A 21530-nucleotide genomic window follows, 5' to 3' on the forward strand; every position below is an offset into this window, starting at 1 on the left:
CCGGAAGTCCGGTGCGGGCGCCTACGATTGGGGAACGGGTGCTACCCGTTCGTGTCAGGCGTGACGGTGTGTGCTACGACCGCCGGTGAAGGCACGGTAGAGCAGCAGCAGGATCACGGAGCCGATGATGGCCGCGATCCATGTAGAAAGGTCGAAGAAGCCGTCGATCGAGTCGACGCCGAAGATGACCTTACCCAGCCAGCCACCGAGGAGACCGCCGAGCACACCGATCACCATCGTGATGATGATGCCGCCGGGGTCGCGCCCCGGGAGAAGCGCCTTGGCGATGGCGCCGGCGATCAGGCCAATCAGGATCCAGGCGAGAATGCCCACCATTCCTCCACAGTCATCCAGGTTCTCTGTCCTTTCTTCGGATGATCCGTACACGCCACGGCAAACCAAATTTTTCGCGCCACCTCCGAGAGCGGTCACGGAGCGTGAGGAAACCAAACATCGGCCCGGCACGTATAAGTCGTTGGAGGCGGAGCGCCCGGCGGCCGGATCGCGGGGCCGGGCGGGTCGTGTCCGCACGGGGTATGTCACGGACCGTCCCAGGGAGAGACCCATGCACATGTTCGCCCTCGATTACGCCCGTCCGGCACAGGAGTGCGAGGTCACCGAGGCTCCGCCCTACAGATACGACCCGTCGCTGCAACTGAACGTCCTCGACGACGGACGGATCGCCGTGCGCGACCGGGACCTCCTGCGGGTCCTGGGGGCGACCACCTCCACCGCCGGTTCCAAGACCCACTTCGACGACTGACGCGGGCGGCGCGGGCGCGAAGCGATGACCGTACTGATCCTGACATGTACACAGGATGTGACCGCGGATCTGGTGGTGGACCGGCTCGACGCACGGGGCGTGCCGGTGCTGCGGGTCGATCCGGCCGAACTGCCGGGCGCCGTCGGGCTGTCCGGCGAGTACGGGAGCGGGGCGCTGGAGGGCACGCTGTCGGTGGGCGACCGTCGGGTGGGGCTCGGCGCCCTGCGGTCGGTGTGGGTGCGCCGGCCGGGCGTACCGGGCGCCGCCGCCGGGCACGCCTCCGCCTGGCTCACCCAGGAGGCGTCGCAGGCGCTGTACGGGATGCTGCGGGGCAGCGGGGCCCGCTGGATGAACCCGCCGGAGGCGGCCTACCTGGCCCGGCACAAGCCATGGCAACTGCGGCTGGCCCAGGAGTGCGGACTCACGGTCCCCGCCACCCTGATCACCACGGCGCCTCACGACGCACGGGAGTTCGCCCGCCGCCACCGCGAACTGGTCGTCAAACCCGTGTCGGGGACGCACCCGCAGGATCCGCCGCTGGTGGTGCCGACCAGCCGGGTGCCTCCGGACGCCGACTTCGACGCGGTGGCGCTCGGGCCGACGCTGTTGCAGCAACTCGTCGTCAAGCGGGCGGACATACGGCTGACGGCGGTGGGCGACCGGCTCCTCGCGGCCCGCAAGGAGGTCTCCCCGGACGCGTCCGCGGACGACGTCGACGTCCGTTTCGCCCCGTCCGCGCACGCCTGGCGGCCGGTGGGGGTGCCCGGGCGGGTGGCCGAGGGTGTGCACGGTTACCTCGAGGCCGCCCGTCTCGCCTACGGCGCCTTCGACTTCGCGGAGGACGCGCGGGGCGACTGGTGGTTCCTCGAGTGCAACCAGTCCGGGCAGTTCGCCTTCGTCGAGCTCGACACGGGTCAGCCCATCACGGACGCGGTGGCGGCCTGGCTGGCACGGCCCGTGCCACGCAGCTGAGTACGGGCCGCAGGGTTCAGGCCGAGGAGCGCGACCCGGAGGAACGGGGCCCGTTGCCCTGGCGGCGGCCTGCCCGGGCGGCGCCCGGGGAGCGGACGGGAAGGGTCCCCGGCTGCTCGATCCCCGCGGCCGGGGCACGGCCCGCCCGGGCGCCCGCCGGCGCCGGCCGGGCGCCACCGGGGACCGCGTCGGGAAGGGCGGGCACCATCGCCGCGAGCCGGAGGCCGGCGCGGCGGCCCTCCAGGTGGAGCCGGCCGACGTTGACCCGGTCGCCGGCGAGCAGGGTGAGCACCGCCGCCCCGCCCGCCGCGTAGGTGGCCACGTAGCCGCCGGACCCGCGCACCAGCAGCTCGCGGAAGTCCCCGCGCCCCGCGGCGTCGGAGAGCCGGGCGCCGACGCCCAGGGCGGCGGCGGTGAGCGCGGCCAGCCCCTCGGGCTCGGTGCCGGGAGGCGTCTCGTGGGCCAGCACCAGTCCGTCGGCGCTGGCCAGCAGCGCCCCGGTCAGTTCCGGAACCCGGGAGCGCAGCCCGCGCAGTTCCTCCCTGATCTCGGCCTCGTCGATCCCTGCGGCACCGGTCATCGGCCCGCTCCCTTCGCCTCGCCCGTCAACACCTTCGTCGTCCGCCACGTCCGCATCCTTCGCACCGAGCGCACCGAGCGGGCCGTCGTCCGCGCGACGTCGCCCCTGCAGCCTCATCCGAGCACCAGCCGGTCGACGACCTCCGCCAGCCGGATCCGGGCCATCGCGAGGTTGCCCTCGGCCCGGTCGAGCCACAGGTGGAGGCAGACGCTGCCGTCGAAGGCGGTGGGCACGAAGCGCAGTACGTGGTAGGCCGAGGCGGTGGTGACGATCACGTCCTCGACCGGCGGTTCCTGGCCGGGCTCGCCCGGCGCGGCGCCCTCCGCTGGGCCGTCCCCGCCCACCCCTCCCGCGGGGGCGAAGACGCGGTGCTCGGAACTGATCCGGGCGACCTCGGCGACCTCCGCGGCCGCCGCCTCCGGGTCCTTGCCGGGGGCTTCTCCGACGGCGCCCAGGGAGAGCCCGCTGATCCAGTCGACCAGCGCGGCGCCGCGTGCTCCCGGCTGCCGCATGATCTCCCGCAGGCTGTCGTCGATTCCGGGCACGCCGAATCCCCTCCCCCGTCGCTCGGTGTCCGCGGACGCGACCAGAGACTACGGAATGTGCCGACCCCCGTTCGGGGCTTTGGCATTTTCATTTGGAACATGCACGGATTGGGACCGCTTGATGGCCGTGATCGATCGCGGCGCGGCGGTGGCGTCCGGGTGGCGCCCGCCACCGGTGGGTGTCAGGCGACCGGCGCTGGATACGCGGTCCCCATGACTGACCCGACAGACGCGATGGACGGCAACGCCGACGACCAGGACTTCGGCGACGAGGTGTACCAGCCGCAGGGCGGCACCGAGGGCCGCGAGGACGACGGCATCCTGGACCCCGAGGACACCCTCAACGAGCGGGAGACCGAGCCCTACGACGAGGGGTACTCGCCGCCCGAGCGGCCGCTGGGCGTGGACAGCCACGGGACCACCGCCCGCGAGCAGCGCGAGGGCGAGACCCTCGACGAGCGGCTGGCCGAGGAGCGGCCCGACCCGGCGGCGGAGCCCCGGGTGGACGGCGACGGCGTGGGCGACCTGCCCGGCGGCGAGGGCGAGCCCCTGGACGACGAGGTGGGCGAGGAGCGCGCCGGGCGGCTGGTGGCCCCGGACGAAGGGGCCCGCGAGGACGCCGAGAAGGACATGGTGGCCGAGGACGTGGGCATCAGCGGCGGCGCCGCCTCGGCGGAGGAGGCCGCGGTGCACCGCGTCCCGGACGAGGACGAGCGGCCGCTGTGACCCCCCGCACCTCCCGCACGACGCTCACCGTCAACGGCCGGGAGCACACCCTGGCCGTCGACAACCGGCGCGTCCTGCTGGACCTGCTGCGCGAGGACCTGGACCTGACCGGGGCCAAGAAGGGCTGCGACCACGGCCAGTGCGGCGCCTGCACGGTGCTGGTCGACGGGCGACGGATGAACAGCTGCCTGCTGCTCGCCGTAGCCCTCGACGGCAGCGAGGTCACCACCGTGGAAGGGCTCGCCGGCGAGGACGGCGAGCCCCATCCGCTGCAGCGGGCGTTCCTCGAGCGGGACGCCTTCCAGTGCGGCTACTGCACCCCCGGCCAGCTGTGCTCGGCCGTGGGCGTGCTGGCCGAGGCGGCCGCCGGGCATCCGTCCGCGGTCACCGGCCCCGAGGCCGAGGCGGGTGAGCCGGCGCCGCTGGGCGCCGCGGAGATCCGTGAGCGGATGAGCGGCAACCTGTGCCGTTGCGGGGCCTATCCGCGCATCGTCGAGGCCGTGGAGGACGTCGTCCCGTGAAGACCTTCGACTACGTCCGGGCCCGCACGGTGGAGGAGGCGACCGCCGCGTTCGCCGCGGCCCCGGGCGCCCGCTACCTGGGCGGCGGCACCAATCTGGTCGACCTGATGAAGCTCGGCGTGGAGCGCCCGGCCGCCCTGGTGGACGTCTCCCGCCTTCCGCTGGACACGGTCGGCGAGCTGCCGGACGGGTCCCTGCGCGTCGGCGCCACCGTCCGCAACAGCGACCTGGCCGCCCACCCGCTGGTGCGCGAGGGCTGGCCGGCCCTGTCCCGGGCGCTCCTGTCCGGCGCCTCGGGCCAGCTGCGCAACGCCGCCACGACCGGCGGGAACCTGCTGCAACGCACCCGCTGCCCCTATTTCCAGGACCTCTCCAAGCCGTGCAACAAGCGAGAGCCGGGCAGCGGCTGCGGGGCGAGGGAGGGCGTGCACCGCGACCACGCCGTGCTCGGCCACTCCCCGCACTGCGTGGCCACCCACCCCTCCGACATGGCGGTGGCCCTCGCCGCGCTGGACGCCCGCGTCGAGCTGACCGGGCCGGACGGGGAGCGCGAGGTGGCGGCCGACGTGTTCCACCGGCTGCCCGGCGACCGCCCGGAGCTGGACACCGAGATCCGTCCCGGCGAGCTGGTCACCGCGGTGGTGCTGCCCGCCGCGACCCGCGGCCTGCCGTCGGCGTACCGCAAGGTCCGCGACCGGGCCTCCTACGCCTTCGCGCTGGCCTCCGCCGCGGTGGTGCTGCGCGTCGAGGGCGGGGTGGTGGCCCGGGTCGGCATCGCGCTGGGCGGTGTGGCGCACCGGCCGTGGCGGGCACGCCGGGCCGAGGAGGCCCTCACCGGCGCGGCGCCGTCCAGGGCCGCCTTCGAGCACGCCCTGGATCTCGAACTCGAAGCGGCCGAGCCGCTGCGGGACAACGGCTACAAGGTGCCGCTGGCCCGTTCCCTCACCGTCGACGTGCTCACCCGCCTCGCCGCCCGGCCCGCCGGCTGACCCGCCGGTCCCGGCCGGCCTTACCGCTTCGGACGTCGCCCGACGTCACCCGGAGGAGGAATCCCATGTCCGACGCCCCCGCCGCGCTCGGCGCTCCCGTCATCCGCCGGGAGGGCCTGGACAAGGTCACCGGCCGGGCCCGCTACGCCGTCGAGCACCGCCTGCCCGGCCTGGCTCACGCCTGGCCGGTCCTGGCCCACGTCGCCTGCGGCCGGGTGGAGCGGGTCGACGCCTCCGCGGCCCTGGCCGTGCCGGGCGTGCTGGCGGTGCTCAGCCACGAGAACGCGCCCCGCCTCGCAGAACCGGACGACCCGACGCTCGCGGTCCTCCAGGACGACCGGGTTCCGCACCGCGGGTGGGTCGTGGCCCTCGTGGTCGCCGAGACCCTGGAGGCCGCCCGCGAGGGCGCCGGCGCCGTGGACGTCACCTACCTGGCGCTGGACCACGACGTGCTGCTGACGCCGGACCGCCCGGACGCGTACGTGCCCGAGAAGGCCAACGGCGGACATCCGGCCCTGCGCGAGCACGGCGACCCGGACGGCGCGTTCGCCTCCTCACCGGTGCGGGTGGACACCGCCTACCGGGTGCCGCCGCTGCACAACCACCCGATGGAGCCGCACGCCTCCACCGCGCGCTGGAGCGACGGCCGGCTGGAGGCGTGGTGCTCCAGCCAGGGCACCACCAAGGTCCGGCAGACGCTGGCCGCGATGTTCGAGGTGCCGGAGGACTCCGTCACGGTGCGCGCCGAACACGTCGGCGGCGGCTTCGGATCGAAGGGCACGCCGCGCCCCGACGTGGTGCTGGCCACCATGGCGGCGCTGCGCACGGGGCGGCCGGTCGCCCTGGCGCTGCCCCGCCGCGACCTGCCCGCCCTGGTGGGCCATCGCGCCACGACGCTGCACCGGGTGCGGCTGGGAGCCGGCGAGGACGGCCGGATCCGCTCGCTGCTCCACGAGGTGACCACGTACAGCTCGCGGGTGAAGGAGTTCGTCGAGCAGGCCGCCGTGCCGGGCCGCACCATGTACACCGCGCCGCACAGCCGGACCGCGCACCGGGTGGCACGGCTGGACGTCCCCACCCCGTCCTGGATGCGCGCCCCCGGCGAGACGCCCGGCATGTACGCGCTGGAGTCGGCGATGGACGAGCTGGCCGAGGCCCTGGGCATGGACCCGATCGAGCTGCGGGTGGTCAACGACTGCCGCACCGAGCCGGACACCGGCAAGCCGTTCAGCAGCCGCCACCTGGTGGAGTGCCTGCGCGAGGGCGCCCGCCGGTTCGGCTGGGAGGGCCGCGACCCCCGGCCGGGGGCGCGCCGGGCGGGACAGGTGCTCACCGGCACGGGCGTGGCGTCGGCCACCTACCCGGTGCTGGTCTCCCCCAGCACCGCCACGGCGCGGGCGCTGCCGGACGGGTCGTTCCTGGTGCGGGTGAACGCCACCGACATCGGCACCGGGGCGCGCACGGTGCTCGGCCAGGTCGCCGCGGAGGCGCTGGGCGCGCCGGGCGACCGGGTGCGGATCGAGATCGGCGACAGCGACCTGCCCTCCGCGCCGCTGGCCGGGGGCTCGTCGGGGACGGCGTCCTGGGGCTGGGCGGTGCACGACGCCTGCGTCCGGCTGGTGCGCCGGCTCGCCGTGTACCAGGGCACGCTGCCCGCCGAAGGGCTGGAGGAGCACGCCGACACCGCAGGTCGGGCCGACGCGGAGAGCGACCACGCCCGGCACGCCTTCGGGGCGCACTTCGCCGAGGTCGGGGTCGACACCGTCACCGGCGAGGTGCGGGTGAACCGCCTGCTGGGCGTGTACGCAGCCGGGCGCATCCTCAATCCGCGCACGGCGCGCTCGCAGTTCGTCGGCGGCATGGTGATGGGGCTCGGCATGGCCCTCACCGAGGGATCCACCCTCGACCCGGCCTTCGGGGACTTCGCCGAGCGTGACCTGGCCGCCTACCACGTGCCGGTCAACGCGGACGTCCCGTCGGTGGAGGCGCACTGGATCGAGGAGGACGACCCGCACCTCAACCCGGTCGGCGGCAAGGGCATCGGGGAGATCGGCGTGGTGGGGACGGCCGCCGCCGTGGGCAACGCCTTCCACCACGCGGTGGGCGTCCGGCTGCGGGAGCTGCCGCTCACCCCGGACCGGGTGCTGGAGGCGCTCTCCGAGCAGGGGGCGGCGCACCACCGGGCGTGACCTCGGCCACGACAGGGGTCGTACGGGCCCTTCGTCGGGGAAGCTGAAGAGGAGGGCGACGCACCGGCGCCGCCCTCCTCGCTCTGGAGGTGTGCGGTGGACGAGCGGACGACGCTGGTGGTGATCGTGGTCGCCGTGGCGGTCGCGGTGGTCGTGCTGGCGGTCGCGGTGCGGCTGCTGCTGCGGCTGGTGCGCACCCGCCGCGCGCTGCGGGAGGCCGGTCTGCCGACCGGACCGAAGTGGGTCTTCTGGGGTGCGGTCGCCTATCTGGTGCTGCCGGCCGACCTGGTCCCCGACCCGGTGTACCTCGACGACGTCGGCGCCCTGCTGCTGGCCCTGCGCAGCATGCGCGCGGCGCTGCCCAAGGGCATGACGCTGCCCAGGCGGCCGCGCGCCGCGGCTCCCGGCGCGGCGGGCGCCCCCGGCGCTGCCGGTCTCGCGGCCGCGCCCCACCGGGACTGACCCCCGGGGCGCCGCCCGCACGCACCCCTCGCACGCGCAGTGAGAAGCCCCCCGGCCCGTCCGCCGGGGGGCTTCTCACTGCGCCCGATGGGGCGGGGCCGGGTCAGCGGGTGACCACGAACCGCTCGTCGGGCACGCAGTGGGTCATGGTGAGGCCCTGGACGTCGCGCGGCGGGTTGTTCCCCAGGTTGCGCAGCCGCTCCTTGTCCTCGTCGGTCAGGTCCTGGCTCTGCAGCGGCTCCAGGTGGGCGACGTCCTTCGCGGCGATCCCCAGGCCCTCGCCGACCCGGGTGCCGAAGTCGTTCTCGACGAGCAGGAAGTGCCACACCATGCGCTCCTGGACCGGGCGGTCGCACTGGGAGAGCAGGTCGATCATGTTCTTGACCAGGTCGTCCCGCTCCCACTCCTCCAGCAGGCAGTAGCGCTGGCCGGCCTGCAGGTAGTCGTTGGTGCGCGGGATGCGCTTGCGGGTGAGGCGGCCGCTGATCTCCGGCCCCTGCTCGTCGTGGGTCGGGTAGTGCGCCTCGCGCAGTCCGCCCAGGATGGACGGCTCGTAGTTGACGATCGGGTTACCGCCCCCGCCGTCGACGTGGTACGTCATCTGGCCGTCGCGCTGGTTGGTGCGCACCAGTCCGTGGTCGGGCTGGTTGACCGGGAGCTGGAGGTAGTTGGGGCCCACCCGGTAGCGCTGGGTGTCGCTGTAGGAGAAGGTGCGGCCCACCAGCATCTTGTCGTCGGAGAAGTCGAGGCCGTCGACCAGCACGCCGGTGCCGAAGGCGATCTGCTCGGACTCGGCGAAGAAGTCCTCCGGGCAGCGGTCGAGCACCATGCGGCCCACCGCCTTGGGCGGGAACTCCTGCTCGGGCCAGGTCTTGGTGTCGTCCAGCGGGTCGAAGTCGAGCTCCGGGTGCTCGTGGTCGTCCATCATCTGGACGAGCAGTTCCCACTCCGGGTACTCGCCGCGCTCGATGGCGCCGTAGAGGTCCGCCGTCGCGTGGCCCACGTCCTGCGCCTGCAGGTTGGCGGCGTCCTCCTCGGTCATGCTCCTGACGCCCTGCTTGGGCATCCAGTGGTATTTCACCAGCTTGGTCTCGCCCTGCTGGTTGACCCACTTGTAGGTGTTGACGCCGAAGCCCTGCTGGTGCCGGTAGTCGGCCGGGATGCCGCGCGGACTGAACAGGTTGACCAGCATGTGCATGGACTCCGGGGTCTGCGACATGAAGTCGAAGATCCGGCGGGGCTGCTGGACGAAGGTGACCGGGTCCGGCTTGAGGGCGTGGATGACGTCCGGGAACTTGATGGCGTCCCGGATGAAGAAGACCCCCAGGTTGTTGCCGACCAGGTCCCAGTTGCCGTCCTCGGTGTAGAACTTCACCGCGAAGCCGCGCGGGTCGCGGTTGCACTCCGAGGAGTCGCGCCCGCCGATGACCGTGGAGAAGCGGCAGGCGACCCTGCTCCGCCTGCCCTTCTCCTGGAAGAGCTTCGCCCGGGTGTACCGGTCGATGGGCTCGTCGCCCCACGCACCGTAGGCCTCGAAGTATCCGAAGGCGGTCGCCCCGCGGGCGTGCACCACCCGCTCCGGGATGCGCTCGCGGTCGAAGTGGCTGATCTTCTCGAGGAACTGGTAGTTCTCCAGCGTGGCGGGCCCCCGCGCGCCCACGGTGCGCTGGTTCTGGTTGTCGTAGACGAAGTGTCCCTGCCGGTTGGTCAGGATCTCCCTGTCGTCACCCTGCGCGGGGCCCTTGCTGGATACGTCCGTCATGCGGGGATGCTCCTTCGGCTGGCTCGCCGCGCTCACGCACCGTACGCGGGCACGCGACGCGCAGTTATGGGGCGTTTATGGTTTTAGCACCTTTTGTCGATGACGGCGAACGGCCACTCCCCCCGCGCCGCCCGATGACCGTTTCGCACGCATAGGTCAGGTTTCGCGGGGGTACGCGGGTGGCTATCGGCGAGCCGAGGGAGAGACCCATGTCGACTGCACAGCCCGACGAGTCCCGCGCCTCCTTCGAGGGGGTCACTCCGGACGGGATGCTCCATGCCCGACCCGACTCCGAGGTGACCCCCGAGGATCTTGTCCTGGCCACGGGACGCGACGTCACGCCGGACACCCTCAAGTGGGCCGAGCGCAAGCTGGCCTCCGAGGGATCCGCCGCGCTGGAGAAACTGCTGCCCTAGCCGGGCCGGGGCGGCCGTTGCACTCCGTCCCGTTCCCTCCGTCCTTCCTTCCGGCACCGGGGGCGGCCGCGACCGCCCCCGGTGCCGCGCGTCCCGCCGCCCCGTTCCGTCCCGGGCGCGGGACGCTTGCCTTGACGTCGGCGTCAAGTCGTACCGTCGTCGGCATGCGAATCGGCGAGCTGGCCGCTGAGGCCGGGACCACCACCCGCACCCTGCGGTACTACGAGTCGCGCGGACTGCTGTCGGCGCGGCGGGACGGCAACGGGCACCGCACCTACGACGAGGGCGACCTGGCGCAGGTGCGGCAGATCAGGATGCTGCAGGACTTCGGCTTCGGCCTGGAGGAGACGCGGCCCTTCGTGGAGTGCCTGCGCGCGGGCCACGCGGAGGGGGACTCCTGCCCCGCCTCGCAGCTGGTGTACCGGCGCAAGCTCGACGAGCTCGACTCGATGATCGAGCAGCTGCGGGTGGTCCGGGAGAAGGTCTCCCGGCAGCTGGTCCGGGCCGAGCGGGCGCGCGACGGTCTGGCCGCCGAGGCGCTGGTTCCGGGGGGCCCGGAGCCCGTCTGCGAACTGGGAGGACGAGGATGATCAGGGCGAAGGGCGTGGCCGAGGTGTCGGACGCCGATTTCACGGCGGAGGTCCTGGGGGCGGAACTGCCGGTGCTGGTGGAGTTCACCGCCGACTGGTGCCCGCCGTGCCGGCAGATGGCCCCGGTGCTGACCGCGCTGGCCGCGGAGGAGGGCGAGCGGCTGAAGGTGGTGCAGCTGGACGTGGACACCAGCCCGGAGACGACCAACCGGTACGGCGTGCTGTCCATGCCGACCTTCATGCTGTTCCGCGGGGGCGAGCCGCTGCGCTCCATGGTGGGCGCGCGGCCCAAGCGGCGACTGGTGGCGGAGCTGGAGGAGGCCCTGTAGGCCACCTGGGGGGCGGGCCGGAGACCCTGCCGGGGCCGCCACGGGGCGGAGCCCGGACCGTCCGCCGGAAAATGCGGGTGACGTGCGACGACGCCCCCACGAGAATGGGCGTCACGCGGAGCGGGCACCTTCCTCCGCGGCGCGACCAGGGGGAGAGGGCCACCATGACCACCGTTGCGAACGTCCTGCTGTCCGGGATCGTCGGTTCCACGGCGTACGGGCTCGCCCACGCCGGTTCCGACGTGGACCGGCTCGGCGTCTACGCCGTCCCCACCGTGGACCTGCACGGGCTGCGACGGCCGAAGGAGTCGCACGTCACCACCGCACCGGACCGCACGCTGCACGAGGCGGCCAAGTGGTGCCGGCTCGCCCTCTCCGCCAATCCCACCGCCATGGAGCTGGTGTGGCTGCCCGAGGAGCTGTACGAGGTGCGCACCCCGCTGGGGGACGAACTGGTGGCGATCCGCGGTTCGTTCCTCAGCGCCGGGCGGGTACGCGACGCCTATCTCGGCTACGCCGTCCAGCAGTTCCGGCGGCTGGAGCGGCGGGGTGACGGTTCCTTCTCCGCGGACCTGCGGAAGCGCACCGCCAAGCACGCGCGCCACCTGAAGCGGCTCTGCGCGCAAGGACTGGAGCTGTACACCACCGGCTCACTGACCTTGCGGGTCGACGATCCGCAGGAGTTCCACGACTTCGGCGCCCGGGTCGCGGCGGACCCGTCGGCCGCGGAACCCCTGCTGCGCCACTACAAGTCCGTCTTCGCGGAAGCCCGCAGCGTTCTGCCCGAGGCCCCGGACGAGGGCCCCGTGGAGGCCTGGCTGCACCGGGTCCGCGCACACTTCTACGCGCCCGCGGCCCACGGCGAGCCGGTGGCTTGACCTCGAGCGTGGTCGAGGTCGCACGGTGGGTGCATGACGTCCACCATGCACGACACGAGCCACCTGCCCGCCGACCCCGAGGGGGAGGCCACCGCCCTGCGCGCCCTGGTGGCGACCGTGGAGCGGGTACGACAGGAGGAGCTGGTCGACGAGTTCGTGGCACTCTTCCGCGCCGACGCCGTCTGGACCACCAGCACCGGCGCCCGGCTGTACGGGCGTGAGGCCATCGCCGCATTCACCGCGAAGGCGCTCCCCGGATGGACTGCGGGCGGCGCCCGAGCCACCTACGAGGTGGAGCACGTGAGCTTCGTCCGGCCCGACGTCGCCGCGGTCAAGGTGCGCCAGCGCTACTTCGCCCCGGACGGCGAAGGATCCCATCCACCCTGATCGGGATCCGGTCAGGGATCAGGAAGCACCCTCGTCGCGGGCCGTGCGGGAGGCCAGGCGCTCGTAGCGCTGCCGCGCCGCCTGCTGGGTGCCCAGGCCCAGCCCGAAGGCGATCTCCTGCCAGGTCATGCCCCGGCCGCGGGCCATGTGGAGCAGGCCGGTCTCGAGCTCGTCCAACTCGCCCCGCACCAGCGGGAGAAGAGTGAGCGCGGCGGTGATGTCGGCCTTGTCGACCTCGGGCTCGCCGTCCTCCAGCCGGGCGGCGCCGCTCAGCAGGAACGCGACCGTGCGCACCGCCTCGTGCGGCGCGGGGAGCATCGGGTTGGTCTGCCGACGGCGCTGTTCCTCGGTCGCGGCGTGCCGCTCGGCGATACGGAAGAGGGCGCCGGGGGCGCGTCGCGACCTCGCCTCCTCGGGGTCCGGCGGCTGGAAGGGATCGGTGACGGGCTGCTCAGGGTTGTCGGACATGCCTCCAGGATCGACGCGGCCACCCCCGTTGTCAATGTTTCGTTGTGAACGAATCGTTCATACGGTCGGACGGTGACGTCCAGGCCGTCCACGAGCCGGTCGAGGAACCGGCCGAAGGCCGCTTCCGGGTCGACGGGGGGCGGGTGAACGTCTGCGACGGCCTGGCGACGGTGGGCGGGGAGGCCGGCGCGGTCATGGAGCTCGACCGTCCCGATGGGCGACACGGCGCACCACTTCGGCACCGGCCACCGGGTCCGCCGGCAGGTCAGCGGCGGCGCCCATCCCCGGTTCGCCCGCCACCCGGGCACCGCGGAACCGGCGGCCGGGGCCGCGGTCGAGGTCGCCCTCCATCCGGGCTCCGCGCTCCTGCTTCCGGCTGCGGAGGACGGGCGGACGGTGGGGTGAGCGGGCGGACGGGACGGCGGCTGACGTCAGACGGCGGGCGGGAGGAACTCCGGGCGGTCGAGGACCCGCAGCCAACTGCCGTCGGGCTGGCGGCGGACGACCTGCGCCCGGGCGCCCGTCCCGTCCTTGGGCGGCGTCGCGGTGAGGGCGATGCCGTCGGCGACCAGCGTGGGCAGTGGCTCCTCCGGCTCGAAACGGGGGCCGGAAGCCAGCACCTTCTCCCAGAACGCGCGGATGGCCTCCCGGCCGACGGTGGTGGAGCCGGGCGGGTAGGCCATCACCGCGTCCTCCTCGTAGAGCGCGGCCACCCCGGCCGCGTCACCGGCGTTGGACCTCTCGACGAAGAGGCGGGTGATGTCCTCGGGACGCATGGCCTTCTCGGCGTCGGCGGTCATGGTGTTCCTCCTTGTCGGGGCGGCGGAGGCGGGTCTCCGTCGCTGCACCTCCAGCCTCTGCCGGGCATCACCAGAAGTCCAACAGATGGTGGAGCTGGCCACTAGAATCAGCAGTCATGGAACTGCGTCAGCTGGAGTACTTCGTCGCGGTCGCCGAGGAGCGGAACTTCACGCGGGCGGCGGAGCGGGTGCACATCAGTCAGTCCGGGGTGAGCGCCCAGGTCCGGCAGCTCGAGCGGGAACTCGGCGCGGAGCTGTTCGACCGGTCGGCCCGGGCCGCGACCCTCACCGTCGCGGGGAAGGCGGCCCTGGAGCACGCCCGGGCGGCGCTGGCCGCGGCCGAAGCGGTCCGCCGAAGTGTGGACGAGGTGACGGGACTGCTGCGCGGGCGGATCTCCGTCGGCATGGTCGTGGGGTGCACGGTGCTGCCGCTGTTCGAGGCGCTGGCCGCCTTCCACGCGGCGCACCCCGGGGTGGAGCTCTCGCTGACGGAGGACAACTCCGACCGGCTGGTGGAGGCCGTGCGCGGCGGCGCCCTCGATCTGGCGCTGGTCGGGACGGCCGCCCCGCCGGAGGGGGTCGGTTCGGTGACCGTGGTGAGCGAGCCGCTGGTCGCGGCCGTGGCCCCGGAGCACCCGCTCGCGGGCCGGAAGCGCGCCGCGTTGCGCGAGGTCTGTGCCCATCCCCTCGTGTGCATGCCGGCGGGTACGGGGCTGCGCACGGTCTTCGACCGGGCCTGCGCCGCCCAGGGGCTGCGGCCCGGCATCGCCCTGGAGGCCAGCGCGGCCGGCGCGGTGGCGGACCTGGCCGCCCGCGGCCTCGGGGTGGCGATCCTCAGCGAGTCGCTGGTCGCGGGCCACGCCGGCCGGCTGACCGCCGTGGCCCTGCGCGACGTCGCGGACCCCGCGCTGCTCGCGCTGGTCTGGCGCGACGGCGTGCCCGCGGTCCCGGCGCTGCTGCGGCGGATGCGGCAGGCGTTCGGCGTGTCCGGGTGAACGGGACGGAGTGAGCGGAGCGGGGTGAACCGAGCGGGGTGAACCGAGCGGGTGCGGGTCAGACGGTGCGTTCGCCGGGCCACCGGTCCGGGCCGTCGCGCCAGGCGCCGTCCGGGTCCAGGGCCGCGGCCCGGTCGAGGTCCTGCCGGGCGCCCTCGGCACGGCCGGCCGCCTCGCGGGCGCGGGCACGGCCCACGAGCGCCCAGAGGTCGTCGGGGGCCAGGTCCAGCGCGGCGGTGAAGTCGGCCTCCGCGGCTGCCGGGCGGGCGGCCTCGAGGCGCACGATGCCTCGTTCGACCAGCGCCCAGCGGTAGTCGGGGGCGAGCGCGAGGGCCGCGGTCAGGTCGGCCGCCGCCTCGTCGAGGCGCCCCGCCAGCCGGTGCGTCTTGCCCCGTTCGGCCAGCGCCCAGGCGTGGTCAGGGCGCGCGGCCAGCGCCGCGGTCAGGTCGGCCACGGCCTCCTCGTAGCGGCCGGCCTGCCGATGGCTCCGGCCGCGGCATCCGAGCGCCCAGAGGTATCCGGGGTCGAGGGCGAGGGCGGCGGTGAAGTCGGCGACGGCCTCGTCGAACCGCCCGGCCTGCTGGTGCACCTGGCCGCGGGACCCGAGCGCCCGCACCTGGCCGGGGTCGAGCGCCAGCGCGGCGGTGAAGTCGGCGACGGCCTCGTCGAGCCGCCTGGCCCGGCGGTGCGCCTCGCCCCGCTGCGACAGCGCCCGGGGGTCGGCGGGGTCGAGGCGGACGGCGACGTCCAGGTCCCGCACCGCCGCCTCCGGTCGCCCGGCCCGCAGGTGGGCGCGTCCGCGGTGGAACCGGGCGGCCGCGTTGTCCGGGCCGAGGGCGATCGCCCGGTCGAACTCGGCGACCGCCGCGTCCTCCTGGCCGACCGCCTCCAGCCGGCGTCCGCGCACCACGTGCGCGTGGGCCTGGGCGACCGCGTCGAGCGGGCTCAGGGGGGTCAGCAGTGCGCCGAGCGCGGCCACGACCGGGTCCGCCACCTCCGCCGTCGCCTCGCGCAGGCGGCCGGCCCAGGCGCCCAGGGCCTCGTCCTGGGTGTCCTCCGCCGCCCGGGTGAAGGCGTCGAACCACTGCCGCAACGCGTCCGGCGACGCCTCGGCGGCGTGCACGGCCTCCTCCAGCGCACCGGTCAGACAGCCGGCCGGGTGGGCGCAGAGCCGGTGGTACATCTCGTCCAGCCGGTGACGGCGCCAGCGGGCGTCCTGGCGGCGCCGGGCGGCGGGCAGGTTCACCTCCAGGCCCGCGCGCCAGGCGGCGTTCGCGTCGGCCAGCCGGAGGTGGACCGCCGTCCAGCCCTGGGGTGAGCGCGCCCGCTCCCGCCGGACCATCCCGGCGCGCACCACGGCGTGGTACTTCTTGAACTCGCCGCTCCCGCTCACGAACGGCTGGCCGCACAGCCAGGCCCACAGCCCGCGCGCCTCCTCGGGCACCGCCGCGGCGAACACGTCCTCGTTGAGCCGGGGCGCGAGGGCGCAGGTCAGCACCGCCTCGCGGCACAGCGGGTCGGCGATCCAGCGCACGAACCGTTCCACCGCGGTCTCCGCGGCGTCCCCGTCCGCGTCGACGGCGGCCGCGCTCTCCGGGCGGGCCAGGGCGAGCAGGTCGGCCAGCAGCGGCAGGCCCATGGACAGCCGCACCACCGCGTCCACGGTCGCCGGCTCGGTGACGCCCCGCCGCGCGAGCAGTTCACGGGTCTCCTGCTCGGTGAAGGCCTCCAGCGGCACGTACCGGCCCTGGGCCATGAGCCCGGACCAGTCGTGCTCGTCCAGGTCGTCGCGGCCGGCCAGCACGACCATGACGTTGACCGGCAGCGGACCGAACCCGTCGCGCAGCATGGTGCGCAGCCAGGCGTCGAGATGCCGGCCGGTCTGCTCCCAGGTGTCCAGGAACAGCACCACCCAGGGGCGCTCCTCGCACAGGCCGTCCAGCGCGGTCACGAACTCCCGGCTGACGGCGTCCAGTTCGGGTCCCCGACCGCGCGTCCGGCGACCGCGCACCCGCTCGCGCATTTGGTCCATGCCCTCGGCCACCACGTCGGGGTCGACCATCGTCGCGATGAGGCCGCCGCCGGGCAGGACGGTGGACGCGCCGCCGAGGACGGCCCGGGAGATCGCCCGGCTCGCCGGAGTGGGACCGTCGTCGGCCGCCCCGTCGAGGTCGACCGGCTCGGCGGCGGCGTCCTGCTCCCGGCGGTACTGCTCGACCGCCCGGTCGAACGCCTTCAAGGGCCTTGTCCCGTCCGACAGTTGTCCGGCCAGGGCGATCATCGCCGACAGGATGCCGTGCACGTCGTTCTCGTCCACGGCGGCGGTGGCGGCGCCCGCCTGCCGGGCGGTCTCCCGCCACTGCCGCAACAGTTTGGACTTGCCGACGCCGCCGACGCCGCGCACGTGGAAGAGGTACACGGCCGGGTCGGTCGGCGAGAGCGGGTCCTTGGCGAGGTTCCGCGCGAAGAAGGCCATCTCCTCGCGGCGCCCCACGAACCGGTCCAGCGCCCGCAGAGCCGTCAACTCGCCCCGTGATACCCGTCGTTGCGCTCTCGGCATGTGCGCGGTCCTCCCTCGTCCGGCCCCACGGTACGACGTCCGCGGACCGCTCGTGGTTGCCCCGCACACCTTGCCGGGCGGCCCGTGGACGTCTCCGCACTACGGGACGCCTCGTCCATATTCCGGTGCGGCCACGCGCGGGAGCGCTCTAGGGTGGCGCGGTGCACACGCGAATGATCATTCTGAACGGCGGCTCCAGCGCGGGGAAGTCCGGCATCGTCCGGTGTCTGCAGTCCGTGCTGCCGGATCCCTGGCTCGCCTTCGGCTGCGACTCCTTCGTCGACGCGCTGCCGGCGCGGATGCGGTCCTCGCAGGACGGCATCGAACTCGGGCCGGACGGCGAGGTGACGGTCGGCGCCGAGTTCCGGGCGATGGAGGCCGCCTGGACCGAGGGCATCGCGACGACAGCCCGCGCGGGCGCCCGGGTGATCATCGACGACGTGTTCCTCGGCGGGGCGCGGTCCCAGCAGCGGTGGCTGAGGGTCCTGGACGGCCTGGACGTGCTCTGGGTGGGTGTGCGGTGCGACAGCACGGTCGCCTCGGGGCGGGAGATCGCCCGCGGGGACCGTGTCCGGGGGATGGCGGCCATGCAGGCCGACCTGGTCCATCAGGGCGTCGCCTACGACCTCGAGGTGGACACCACCCGCACCGAGTCGCTGGCGTGCGCCCGGGCGATCGCGGCCCGCGTCCGCTGACCCGTTCCGCTCGGGCGGCGCAGGGGCACGGGCGCGCGGGCGGCGCGGGCGGCTGTGCGCCGCGGAGACGTCACACGCCGACCGCGCCGTCGATCCGTTCGCGGAGGAGGTCCGCGTGGCCGTTGTGCCGGGCGTACTCCTCGACCATGTGCAGGAGCACCCAGCGCAGCGAGACGACGCCCCGCCAGGCGTCCTCCCCCTCGACGTCGAGGTCCGGAGCGGCGGCGACGAACGCCTCCGCGAACGCGACCTCGTCGTGCCAGGCCGCCCAGGACTCCGCGACGACCTCCGGGGCCGGGGACGCACCGTCGAAGTCCCCTTCCGGCGTCCGCGGTGAGGAGAAGCGGAGTTCGACGTCCTGACCGGCGAGCACCACCCGGAACCAGCGCCGCTCCACGTTGGCGAGGTGTCGGACCAGCCCGAGCGGGGAGAGCGACGACGGCGGGACCGAGCGACGGGCCGACTCCGCTCCCAGACCCTCGCACTTGAGCCGTAGGGTGGCGCGCTGCGCGTCCAGGGCAGCGACCAGCATGCCGCGTTCGTCGCCGGTGGCGGGACCGGTGAACCGGCGCTCGCTGTCGGCGCCGTCGGCCAGTTGGACGCGACGCTCCGGGATCTTCATGGCCACATCATTCAACACGGCGCCCTCAGCCGGCAGGGGATCGGCCGATTCGCGCCCACCCGCGGCCACGACCACGCGGGGGCCGGGGCCCTGCCGTCGGTCGGCCGCGGTCCGTCCACCGCGGTCCGTCCACTGTGGTCGGTCCACCGCGGCGTGACCGATCACGGCCGTGATCGTTTCACCCGGCATGCGATCACTTACACACCTGCGCCGTTCCGCCCTCGTCCTCGCCTGCGGGCTCGCCCTGGCCGCCGGCCTGTCCTCCACCGCGTCCGCCGACGTGTCCGCCGCGGCGCCGGGCGCCGTCGCCGCGAAGGGCCAGTTCCACTGGATCGGCGCCAAGGGCACCCCGTACTTCGTCGAGAACCCGCCCACCGGCGAGTGCCTCGGCATGGCCGAGAAGGGGCGCGCCGCGCAGAACCGGACCAACGTCAGGGCGACCGTCTACGCCGGCAAGAAGTGCGGCGGGGCCGCCAAGCGCCTGGCTGCGGGACAGAAGGCGCCGAAGGGCTTCGCCTTCAACAGCGTGCGCTTCGGTCGCTGACCGTCTCCCCCCGCTTCCTCCCCCGACCCCGGCGCTCCGTGCGTCAGCCGAGGCCGCGGTGGGCCGCCCAGAGCTCACTGGCCCTCGTCGCGGCCGCCGCGACCAGGGCCGTGAGCTCGGGCCGGTCGGCCGGGACGGGGAACGACACGTAGGCGCCCCGGCCGCCCGCCGTCGGGCGGCCATAGGCCTTCGCGGCGAGGGTTCCGTCGGGGAGTAGGCGGATGTTCAACGTGGACAGGGTGAACTCCTGCCCGCGCCAGATGTCGGTCCAGCGGAGCGCCTCCGGGACGGTGACGTTGACCGCCAGGGCGCTGACATCGACGGGGGCGCCGGCTTCCCCGGGCTGATCACTGGTCATCAGGACACCCTCCCTGCTCCGGTGAGGTCGCGGAAGGCGTTCTCGAAGGCCGTGCGGGTGGTGGCGGCCCGGGTGCGGTCGAGGATCCCGAACACGACGTGCGCGAACCGTCCCTCGAAGCTCCCGCCCGGGGCGAGCGGGACGCGGAAGGCCTCGGCCACCTCGGCCGGGTCGTTCATGAAGACCCCGCAGCCCCAGGCGCCGAGCACCAGCCGCCGGTAGCCGTGCGCCGCCGCCGTCTCCAGCACGCGCCCGGCCCGTGAGACCAGGGCGGCGGGGACCTCCGCGGCTCGGTCGGGGGCCTTGCGGGCGATCACACCGGCGTTGGGCGCGGGCGAGGTGAGGAAGCCGGCCGTGTACGGCGCGTCCAGCAGACGCCCGCGGTCGTCGCGGAAGACCGGCACCGCCGGGGAATGGATCACCCGGTCCGAGTAGAACGGGTCCCGGTCGGCCCGGTGGTGCTCGTAGTACTCGGGCGCGCGCAGCAGACAGGTGTAGAGGGCAGAGCCTCGGCAGAGCGCCTCCTCCTGTGCCTGCGCCCCGTTGAGGTAGCCACCGCCGGGATTGCGCGCCGAGGCGAAGTTCAGCACCGCCAGAGAGTCCGCGCCGTCGGCGGCGAGGCGGCGCGCGGCCTCCAGGCTGCTCTCCGCGGTGACCTCGACGACGGTGGGCACCGGTTCCGCGGCCGGCACCGGCACGGGGCCGGGCCCCACCGTGCGGGTGCCCTCACGTGCCGCCCGCACCGCCTCGGCGAGGGAGACCTCGCGTCCGTCGGACCTGCGGTAGAAGCCCGCCGCCACGATCTCCTCGTTCTCCCGGGCCATCCCCCGCAGCCGTGCGCTCATCCGGTGTGCCGTTCCTCCTCCCGGGCGGGCGGCGCCCACCCCCGACCGGGCACGGTAGCCGCGGCGCGCCCGTCTCCCCCACCGGTTTTCCGCGGCGGGAATCCGGAAGCACCCTCCCCACCAGGCGTGACACGATGCGCCGAGGGGGTGATGTCCGCATGGACAAGCAGGACAAGCAGGACGAGCAGGATGAGCAGAACGGACAGGCGAACGGGTCCGTGGACGGGACGGCGGACGAGTCGCTGCTCGCCGCGATCCGGGCGTACGACGTGGACCGGACCGGGGACCTGGTCGAAGGCGGCGCCGATCCCGACCGTCCGTTGCCGGACGGGACGACCCCGCTGACGCTCGCCGTCGCGTCGGGCTCCCCCGGGCTGGTGGGCGCCGTGCTCGGGAAGGAACCGCGTCTGCGTCTGCCGGCCGTGGAACGTGACCGCTTGCTGGCCCTGGCCCGGCGCTGGTACGACACAGGGGCCGAAGCCGAGTTGCGGCGGCTCACCGGGGCGTCCGGCGACGCCGAGGTGGTGCGCATCGTGGACGACCCGTTCGCGGACTGGCAGGAGCCGGACATCGAGCGGATCACCCTCGGCGGCCGGACCGTCCGGGCCGGGCACGGGGCGGTCCTCACCAAGCTCGAATGGGCGTTCCGCGTTCTCACTCCGCCCGAGGAGCTGGTCGCCCGGGCCGCCCGCACCGACGCGCGGCACGTGGACTTCTGGGAGTCCCACCTGGTCCTCGAGGCGCGCGGCAGCGACCGGACCTGGCAGGCCGTCCTCGCGCACCGACACCATCCCGACCGCGGTCACCGCCTGTTCGTGGCGGAGCACCTGCGATGCCTGGGGGTCACCGTGGCGCTCGAAGGTGCCCGGCAGCGGGAGTCGGACCGCGTCCTCGTCGCCTGGACCGCGCAGGAGTCCGATCCCGAGGTGCTGGCCAGCGTGCTGGACGCGTTGGCCACGGCCGACGACGGCTCGGGAGCCGTCGTCCTTCCCCATACCGGGCATGCCGACGCACGGGTGCGCCGTGCGGCCGCCGACTGCCTGCTGATGTGGCCGTCCGCGTACTCGCCGGCCGCCCTCACCGCCCTCACCGCCCTGGCGGGGGACGACGACCCGGGGGTGCGGGAGACGGTGGCGACGGCCGCCGGTCGCCGTCGGTGTCCCGAGACCCGGCGGATCCTGTTGGAGCTGCTCGACGACACGGTCCACACCGTCCGCCTCGCGGCCGCGAGCGCGCTCAACCGGACGCGCGATCCGCACCCCTCGGTGGCCCAGGCGTTGTGGGGGCTCCTCGACGAGGACGACCAGGAGCTGCGTCTGGAGGGCGCGTACGGGCTGTCGTTGCTGGACGATCCCCGCACCCCTGAGGCCGAGGCCCGTCTCGGCCCGCTGCGTCCCGAATTCCTCGAGGACGTGCGCACCTCCGGCCTGTGGGCGTGGAAGTGGCGCCGGAAGGGCGGCGCCGCAAGCAAGGAACAGAGGTCCTGACCTGCGGACCTGGACGCGCCGAGGCCCGGCGCCGCGCCCTCGCAGGA

General features: G+C 74.3%; 27 protein-coding genes. 17 read left to right on the forward strand and 10 right to left on the reverse strand.

The features are described from left to right. Positions 1-54 precede the first annotated feature (54 nt). The gene (locus ACFRAV_RS28915; RefSeq protein WP_108953573.1) at positions 55-333 is read right to left on the reverse strand and encodes a GlsB/YeaQ/YmgE family stress response membrane protein; all 279 of its coding nucleotides are present in this window, start codon (positions 331-333) and stop codon (positions 55-57) included. 232 nt (positions 334-565) lie between these two features. Between ACFRAV_RS28915 and tgmA the strand changes: the two genes are divergently transcribed. Further along, the gene (tgmA, locus tag ACFRAV_RS28920) at positions 566-763 is read left to right on the forward strand and encodes a putative ATP-grasp-modified RiPP (protein ID WP_382559807.1); all 198 of its coding nucleotides are present in this window, start codon (positions 566-568) and stop codon (positions 761-763) included. A 24-nt stretch (positions 764-787) separates the two neighbouring features. Beyond that, positions 788-1735, forward strand: coding sequence for an ATP-grasp ribosomal peptide maturase (tgmB, locus tag ACFRAV_RS28925; protein ID WP_382559809.1), 948 nt, complete (start codon positions 788-790; stop codon positions 1733-1735). 16 nt (positions 1736-1751) lie between these two features. Here the strand turns inward: tgmB and ACFRAV_RS28930 are convergent, their stop codons facing one another. After that, positions 1752-2315: a roadblock/LC7 domain-containing protein gene (locus tag ACFRAV_RS28930; protein WP_382559811.1), complete on the reverse strand. Its 564-nt coding sequence runs from the start codon at positions 2313-2315 to the stop codon at positions 1752-1754. 113 nt (positions 2316-2428) lie between these two features. Further along, positions 2429-2860: a hypothetical protein gene (locus ACFRAV_RS28935; RefSeq protein WP_382559814.1), complete on the reverse strand. Its 432-nt coding sequence runs from the start codon at positions 2858-2860 to the stop codon at positions 2429-2431. 234 nt (positions 2861-3094) lie between these two features. Between ACFRAV_RS28935 and ACFRAV_RS28940 the strand changes: the two genes are divergently transcribed. The 5 genes from ACFRAV_RS28940 to ACFRAV_RS28960 all read left to right on the forward strand — a co-directional run bounded on the left by ACFRAV_RS28940 (position 3095) and on the right by ACFRAV_RS28960 (position 7747). After that, positions 3095-3586: a DUF5709 domain-containing protein gene (locus tag ACFRAV_RS28940; protein ID WP_382559863.1), complete on the forward strand. Its 492-nt coding sequence runs from the start codon at positions 3095-3097 to the stop codon at positions 3584-3586. After that, complete coding sequence (locus ACFRAV_RS28945) at positions 3583-4107, forward strand: 2Fe-2S iron-sulfur cluster-binding protein (RefSeq protein WP_382559817.1); 525 nt, start codon at positions 3583-3585, stop codon at positions 4105-4107. The genes ACFRAV_RS28940 and ACFRAV_RS28945 overlap by 4 nt, the downstream gene beginning before the upstream one ends. Then, positions 4104-5096 (forward strand): FAD binding domain-containing protein, encoded by a 993-nt coding sequence (locus tag ACFRAV_RS28950; RefSeq protein ID WP_382559819.1) that lies wholly within the window; start codon positions 4104-4106, stop codon positions 5094-5096. Before ACFRAV_RS28945 ends, ACFRAV_RS28950 begins: the two co-directional genes overlap by 4 nt. 65 nt (positions 5097-5161) lie before the next feature. Next, positions 5162-7285, forward strand: a complete 2124-nt coding sequence (locus ACFRAV_RS28955) for a xanthine dehydrogenase family protein molybdopterin-binding subunit (protein ID WP_382559822.1) — start codon at positions 5162-5164, stop codon at positions 7283-7285. A gap of 96 nt (positions 7286-7381) precedes the next feature. Next, positions 7382-7747: a YkvA family protein gene (locus ACFRAV_RS28960; RefSeq protein WP_382559825.1), complete on the forward strand. Its 366-nt coding sequence runs from the start codon at positions 7382-7384 to the stop codon at positions 7745-7747. A gap of 103 nt (positions 7748-7850) precedes the next feature. On the opposite strand, the gene ACFRAV_RS28965 is transcribed toward ACFRAV_RS28960, so the two are convergent. Further along, complete coding sequence (locus ACFRAV_RS28965) at positions 7851-9509, reverse strand: catalase (protein ID WP_382559827.1); 1659 nt, start codon at positions 9507-9509, stop codon at positions 7851-7853. Positions 9510-9718: 209 nt separating this feature from the next. Between ACFRAV_RS28965 and ACFRAV_RS28970 the strand changes: the two genes are divergently transcribed. The 5 genes from ACFRAV_RS28970 (at position 9719) to ACFRAV_RS28990 (ending at position 12109) form a co-directional block, all read left to right on the forward strand. Further along, positions 9719-9925, forward strand: coding sequence for a hypothetical protein (locus tag ACFRAV_RS28970; RefSeq protein ID WP_351115224.1), 207 nt, complete (start codon positions 9719-9721; stop codon positions 9923-9925). A gap of 164 nt (positions 9926-10089) precedes the next feature. Continuing rightward, positions 10090-10515: a MerR family transcriptional regulator gene (locus ACFRAV_RS28975; protein WP_382559830.1), complete on the forward strand. Its 426-nt coding sequence runs from the start codon at positions 10090-10092 to the stop codon at positions 10513-10515. After that, a complete protein-coding gene (locus ACFRAV_RS28980; protein ID WP_382559832.1) occupies positions 10512-10844 on the forward strand; it encodes a thioredoxin family protein in 333 nt (110 codons plus the stop codon). Before ACFRAV_RS28975 ends, ACFRAV_RS28980 begins: the two co-directional genes overlap by 4 nt. Before the next feature lie 164 nt (positions 10845-11008). Then, entirely contained in the window at positions 11009-11722 is a 714-nt protein-coding gene (locus ACFRAV_RS28985; RefSeq protein ID WP_382559835.1) for a DNA polymerase beta superfamily protein, read from the forward strand. A 33-nt stretch (positions 11723-11755) separates the two neighbouring features. Then, positions 11756-12109, forward strand: coding sequence for an SgcJ/EcaC family oxidoreductase (locus ACFRAV_RS28990; protein ID WP_382559837.1), 354 nt, complete (start codon positions 11756-11758; stop codon positions 12107-12109). A gap of 18 nt (positions 12110-12127) precedes the next feature. Here the strand turns inward: ACFRAV_RS28990 and ACFRAV_RS28995 are convergent, their stop codons facing one another. Beyond that, a complete protein-coding gene (locus tag ACFRAV_RS28995; RefSeq protein WP_382559840.1) occupies positions 12128-12577 on the reverse strand; it encodes a DNA-binding protein in 450 nt (149 codons plus the stop codon). A 213-nt stretch (positions 12578-12790) separates the two neighbouring features. Between ACFRAV_RS28995 and ACFRAV_RS29000 the strand changes: the two genes are divergently transcribed. Further along, on the forward strand, positions 12791-12982 hold the full coding sequence (locus tag ACFRAV_RS29000; RefSeq protein WP_382559842.1) for a hypothetical protein: 192 nt from the start codon (positions 12791-12793) through the stop codon (positions 12980-12982). Between the two features lie 26 nt (positions 12983-13008). Here ACFRAV_RS29000 and ACFRAV_RS29005 read toward each other — a convergent pair whose 3' ends face one another. Then, positions 13009-13377: a YybH family protein gene (locus tag ACFRAV_RS29005; RefSeq protein ID WP_382559845.1), complete on the reverse strand. Its 369-nt coding sequence runs from the start codon at positions 13375-13377 to the stop codon at positions 13009-13011. Between the two features lie 116 nt (positions 13378-13493). Between ACFRAV_RS29005 and ACFRAV_RS29010 the strand changes: the two genes are divergently transcribed. Beyond that, positions 13494-14372 carry a LysR family transcriptional regulator gene (locus ACFRAV_RS29010; protein ID WP_382559848.1) on the forward strand — a complete coding sequence of 293 codons (879 nt, stop codon included), beginning with the start codon at positions 13494-13496 and terminating at the stop codon, positions 14370-14372. Between the two features lie 58 nt (positions 14373-14430). Here ACFRAV_RS29010 and ACFRAV_RS29015 read toward each other — a convergent pair whose 3' ends face one another. After that, positions 14431-16896, reverse strand: a complete 2466-nt coding sequence (locus ACFRAV_RS29015) for a tetratricopeptide repeat protein (protein ID WP_382559850.1) — start codon at positions 16894-16896, stop codon at positions 14431-14433. Positions 16897-17105: 209 nt separating this feature from the next. Between ACFRAV_RS29015 and cpt the strand changes: the two genes are divergently transcribed. After that, positions 17106-17627 (forward strand): chloramphenicol phosphotransferase CPT, encoded by a 522-nt coding sequence (gene cpt / locus ACFRAV_RS29020; RefSeq protein ID WP_382559866.1) that lies wholly within the window; start codon positions 17106-17108, stop codon positions 17625-17627. Positions 17628-17697: 70 nt separating this feature from the next. On the opposite strand, the gene ACFRAV_RS29025 is transcribed toward cpt, so the two are convergent. Continuing rightward, positions 17698-18249 carry a DinB family protein gene (locus ACFRAV_RS29025; RefSeq protein WP_382559852.1) on the reverse strand — a complete coding sequence of 184 codons (552 nt, stop codon included), beginning with the start codon at positions 18247-18249 and terminating at the stop codon, positions 17698-17700. A 187-nt stretch (positions 18250-18436) separates the two neighbouring features. Between ACFRAV_RS29025 and ACFRAV_RS29030 the strand changes: the two genes are divergently transcribed. Then, positions 18437-18793 (forward strand): peptidase inhibitor family I36 protein, encoded by a 357-nt coding sequence (locus ACFRAV_RS29030; RefSeq protein ID WP_382559854.1) that lies wholly within the window; start codon positions 18437-18439, stop codon positions 18791-18793. 43 nt (positions 18794-18836) lie between these two features. Here the strand turns inward: ACFRAV_RS29030 and ACFRAV_RS29035 are convergent, their stop codons facing one another. Both ACFRAV_RS29035 and ACFRAV_RS29040 read right to left on the reverse strand, forming a co-directional pair. Continuing rightward, positions 18837-19151: a hypothetical protein gene (locus ACFRAV_RS29035; protein ID WP_382559856.1), complete on the reverse strand. Its 315-nt coding sequence runs from the start codon at positions 19149-19151 to the stop codon at positions 18837-18839. Beyond that, positions 19151-19996 carry a TIGR02452 family protein gene (locus tag ACFRAV_RS29040; RefSeq protein ID WP_382559858.1) on the reverse strand — a complete coding sequence of 282 codons (846 nt, stop codon included), beginning with the start codon at positions 19994-19996 and terminating at the stop codon, positions 19151-19153. Before ACFRAV_RS29040 ends, ACFRAV_RS29035 begins: the two co-directional genes overlap by 1 nt. Positions 19997-20154: 158 nt before the next feature. Here ACFRAV_RS29040 and ACFRAV_RS29045 point away from each other — a divergent pair, with 158 nt between their 5' ends. Continuing rightward, a complete protein-coding gene (locus ACFRAV_RS29045; protein ID WP_382559860.1) occupies positions 20155-21483 on the forward strand; it encodes a HEAT repeat domain-containing protein in 1329 nt (442 codons plus the stop codon). The last annotated feature ends 47 nt before the right edge of the window (positions 21484-21530 follow it).

Origin of the sequence: Streptomyces sp. NPDC056600 (genome assembly GCF_042792855.1) — a bacterium.
GTDB lineage: Bacteria > Actinomycetota > Actinomycetes > Streptomycetales > Streptomycetaceae > Streptomyces.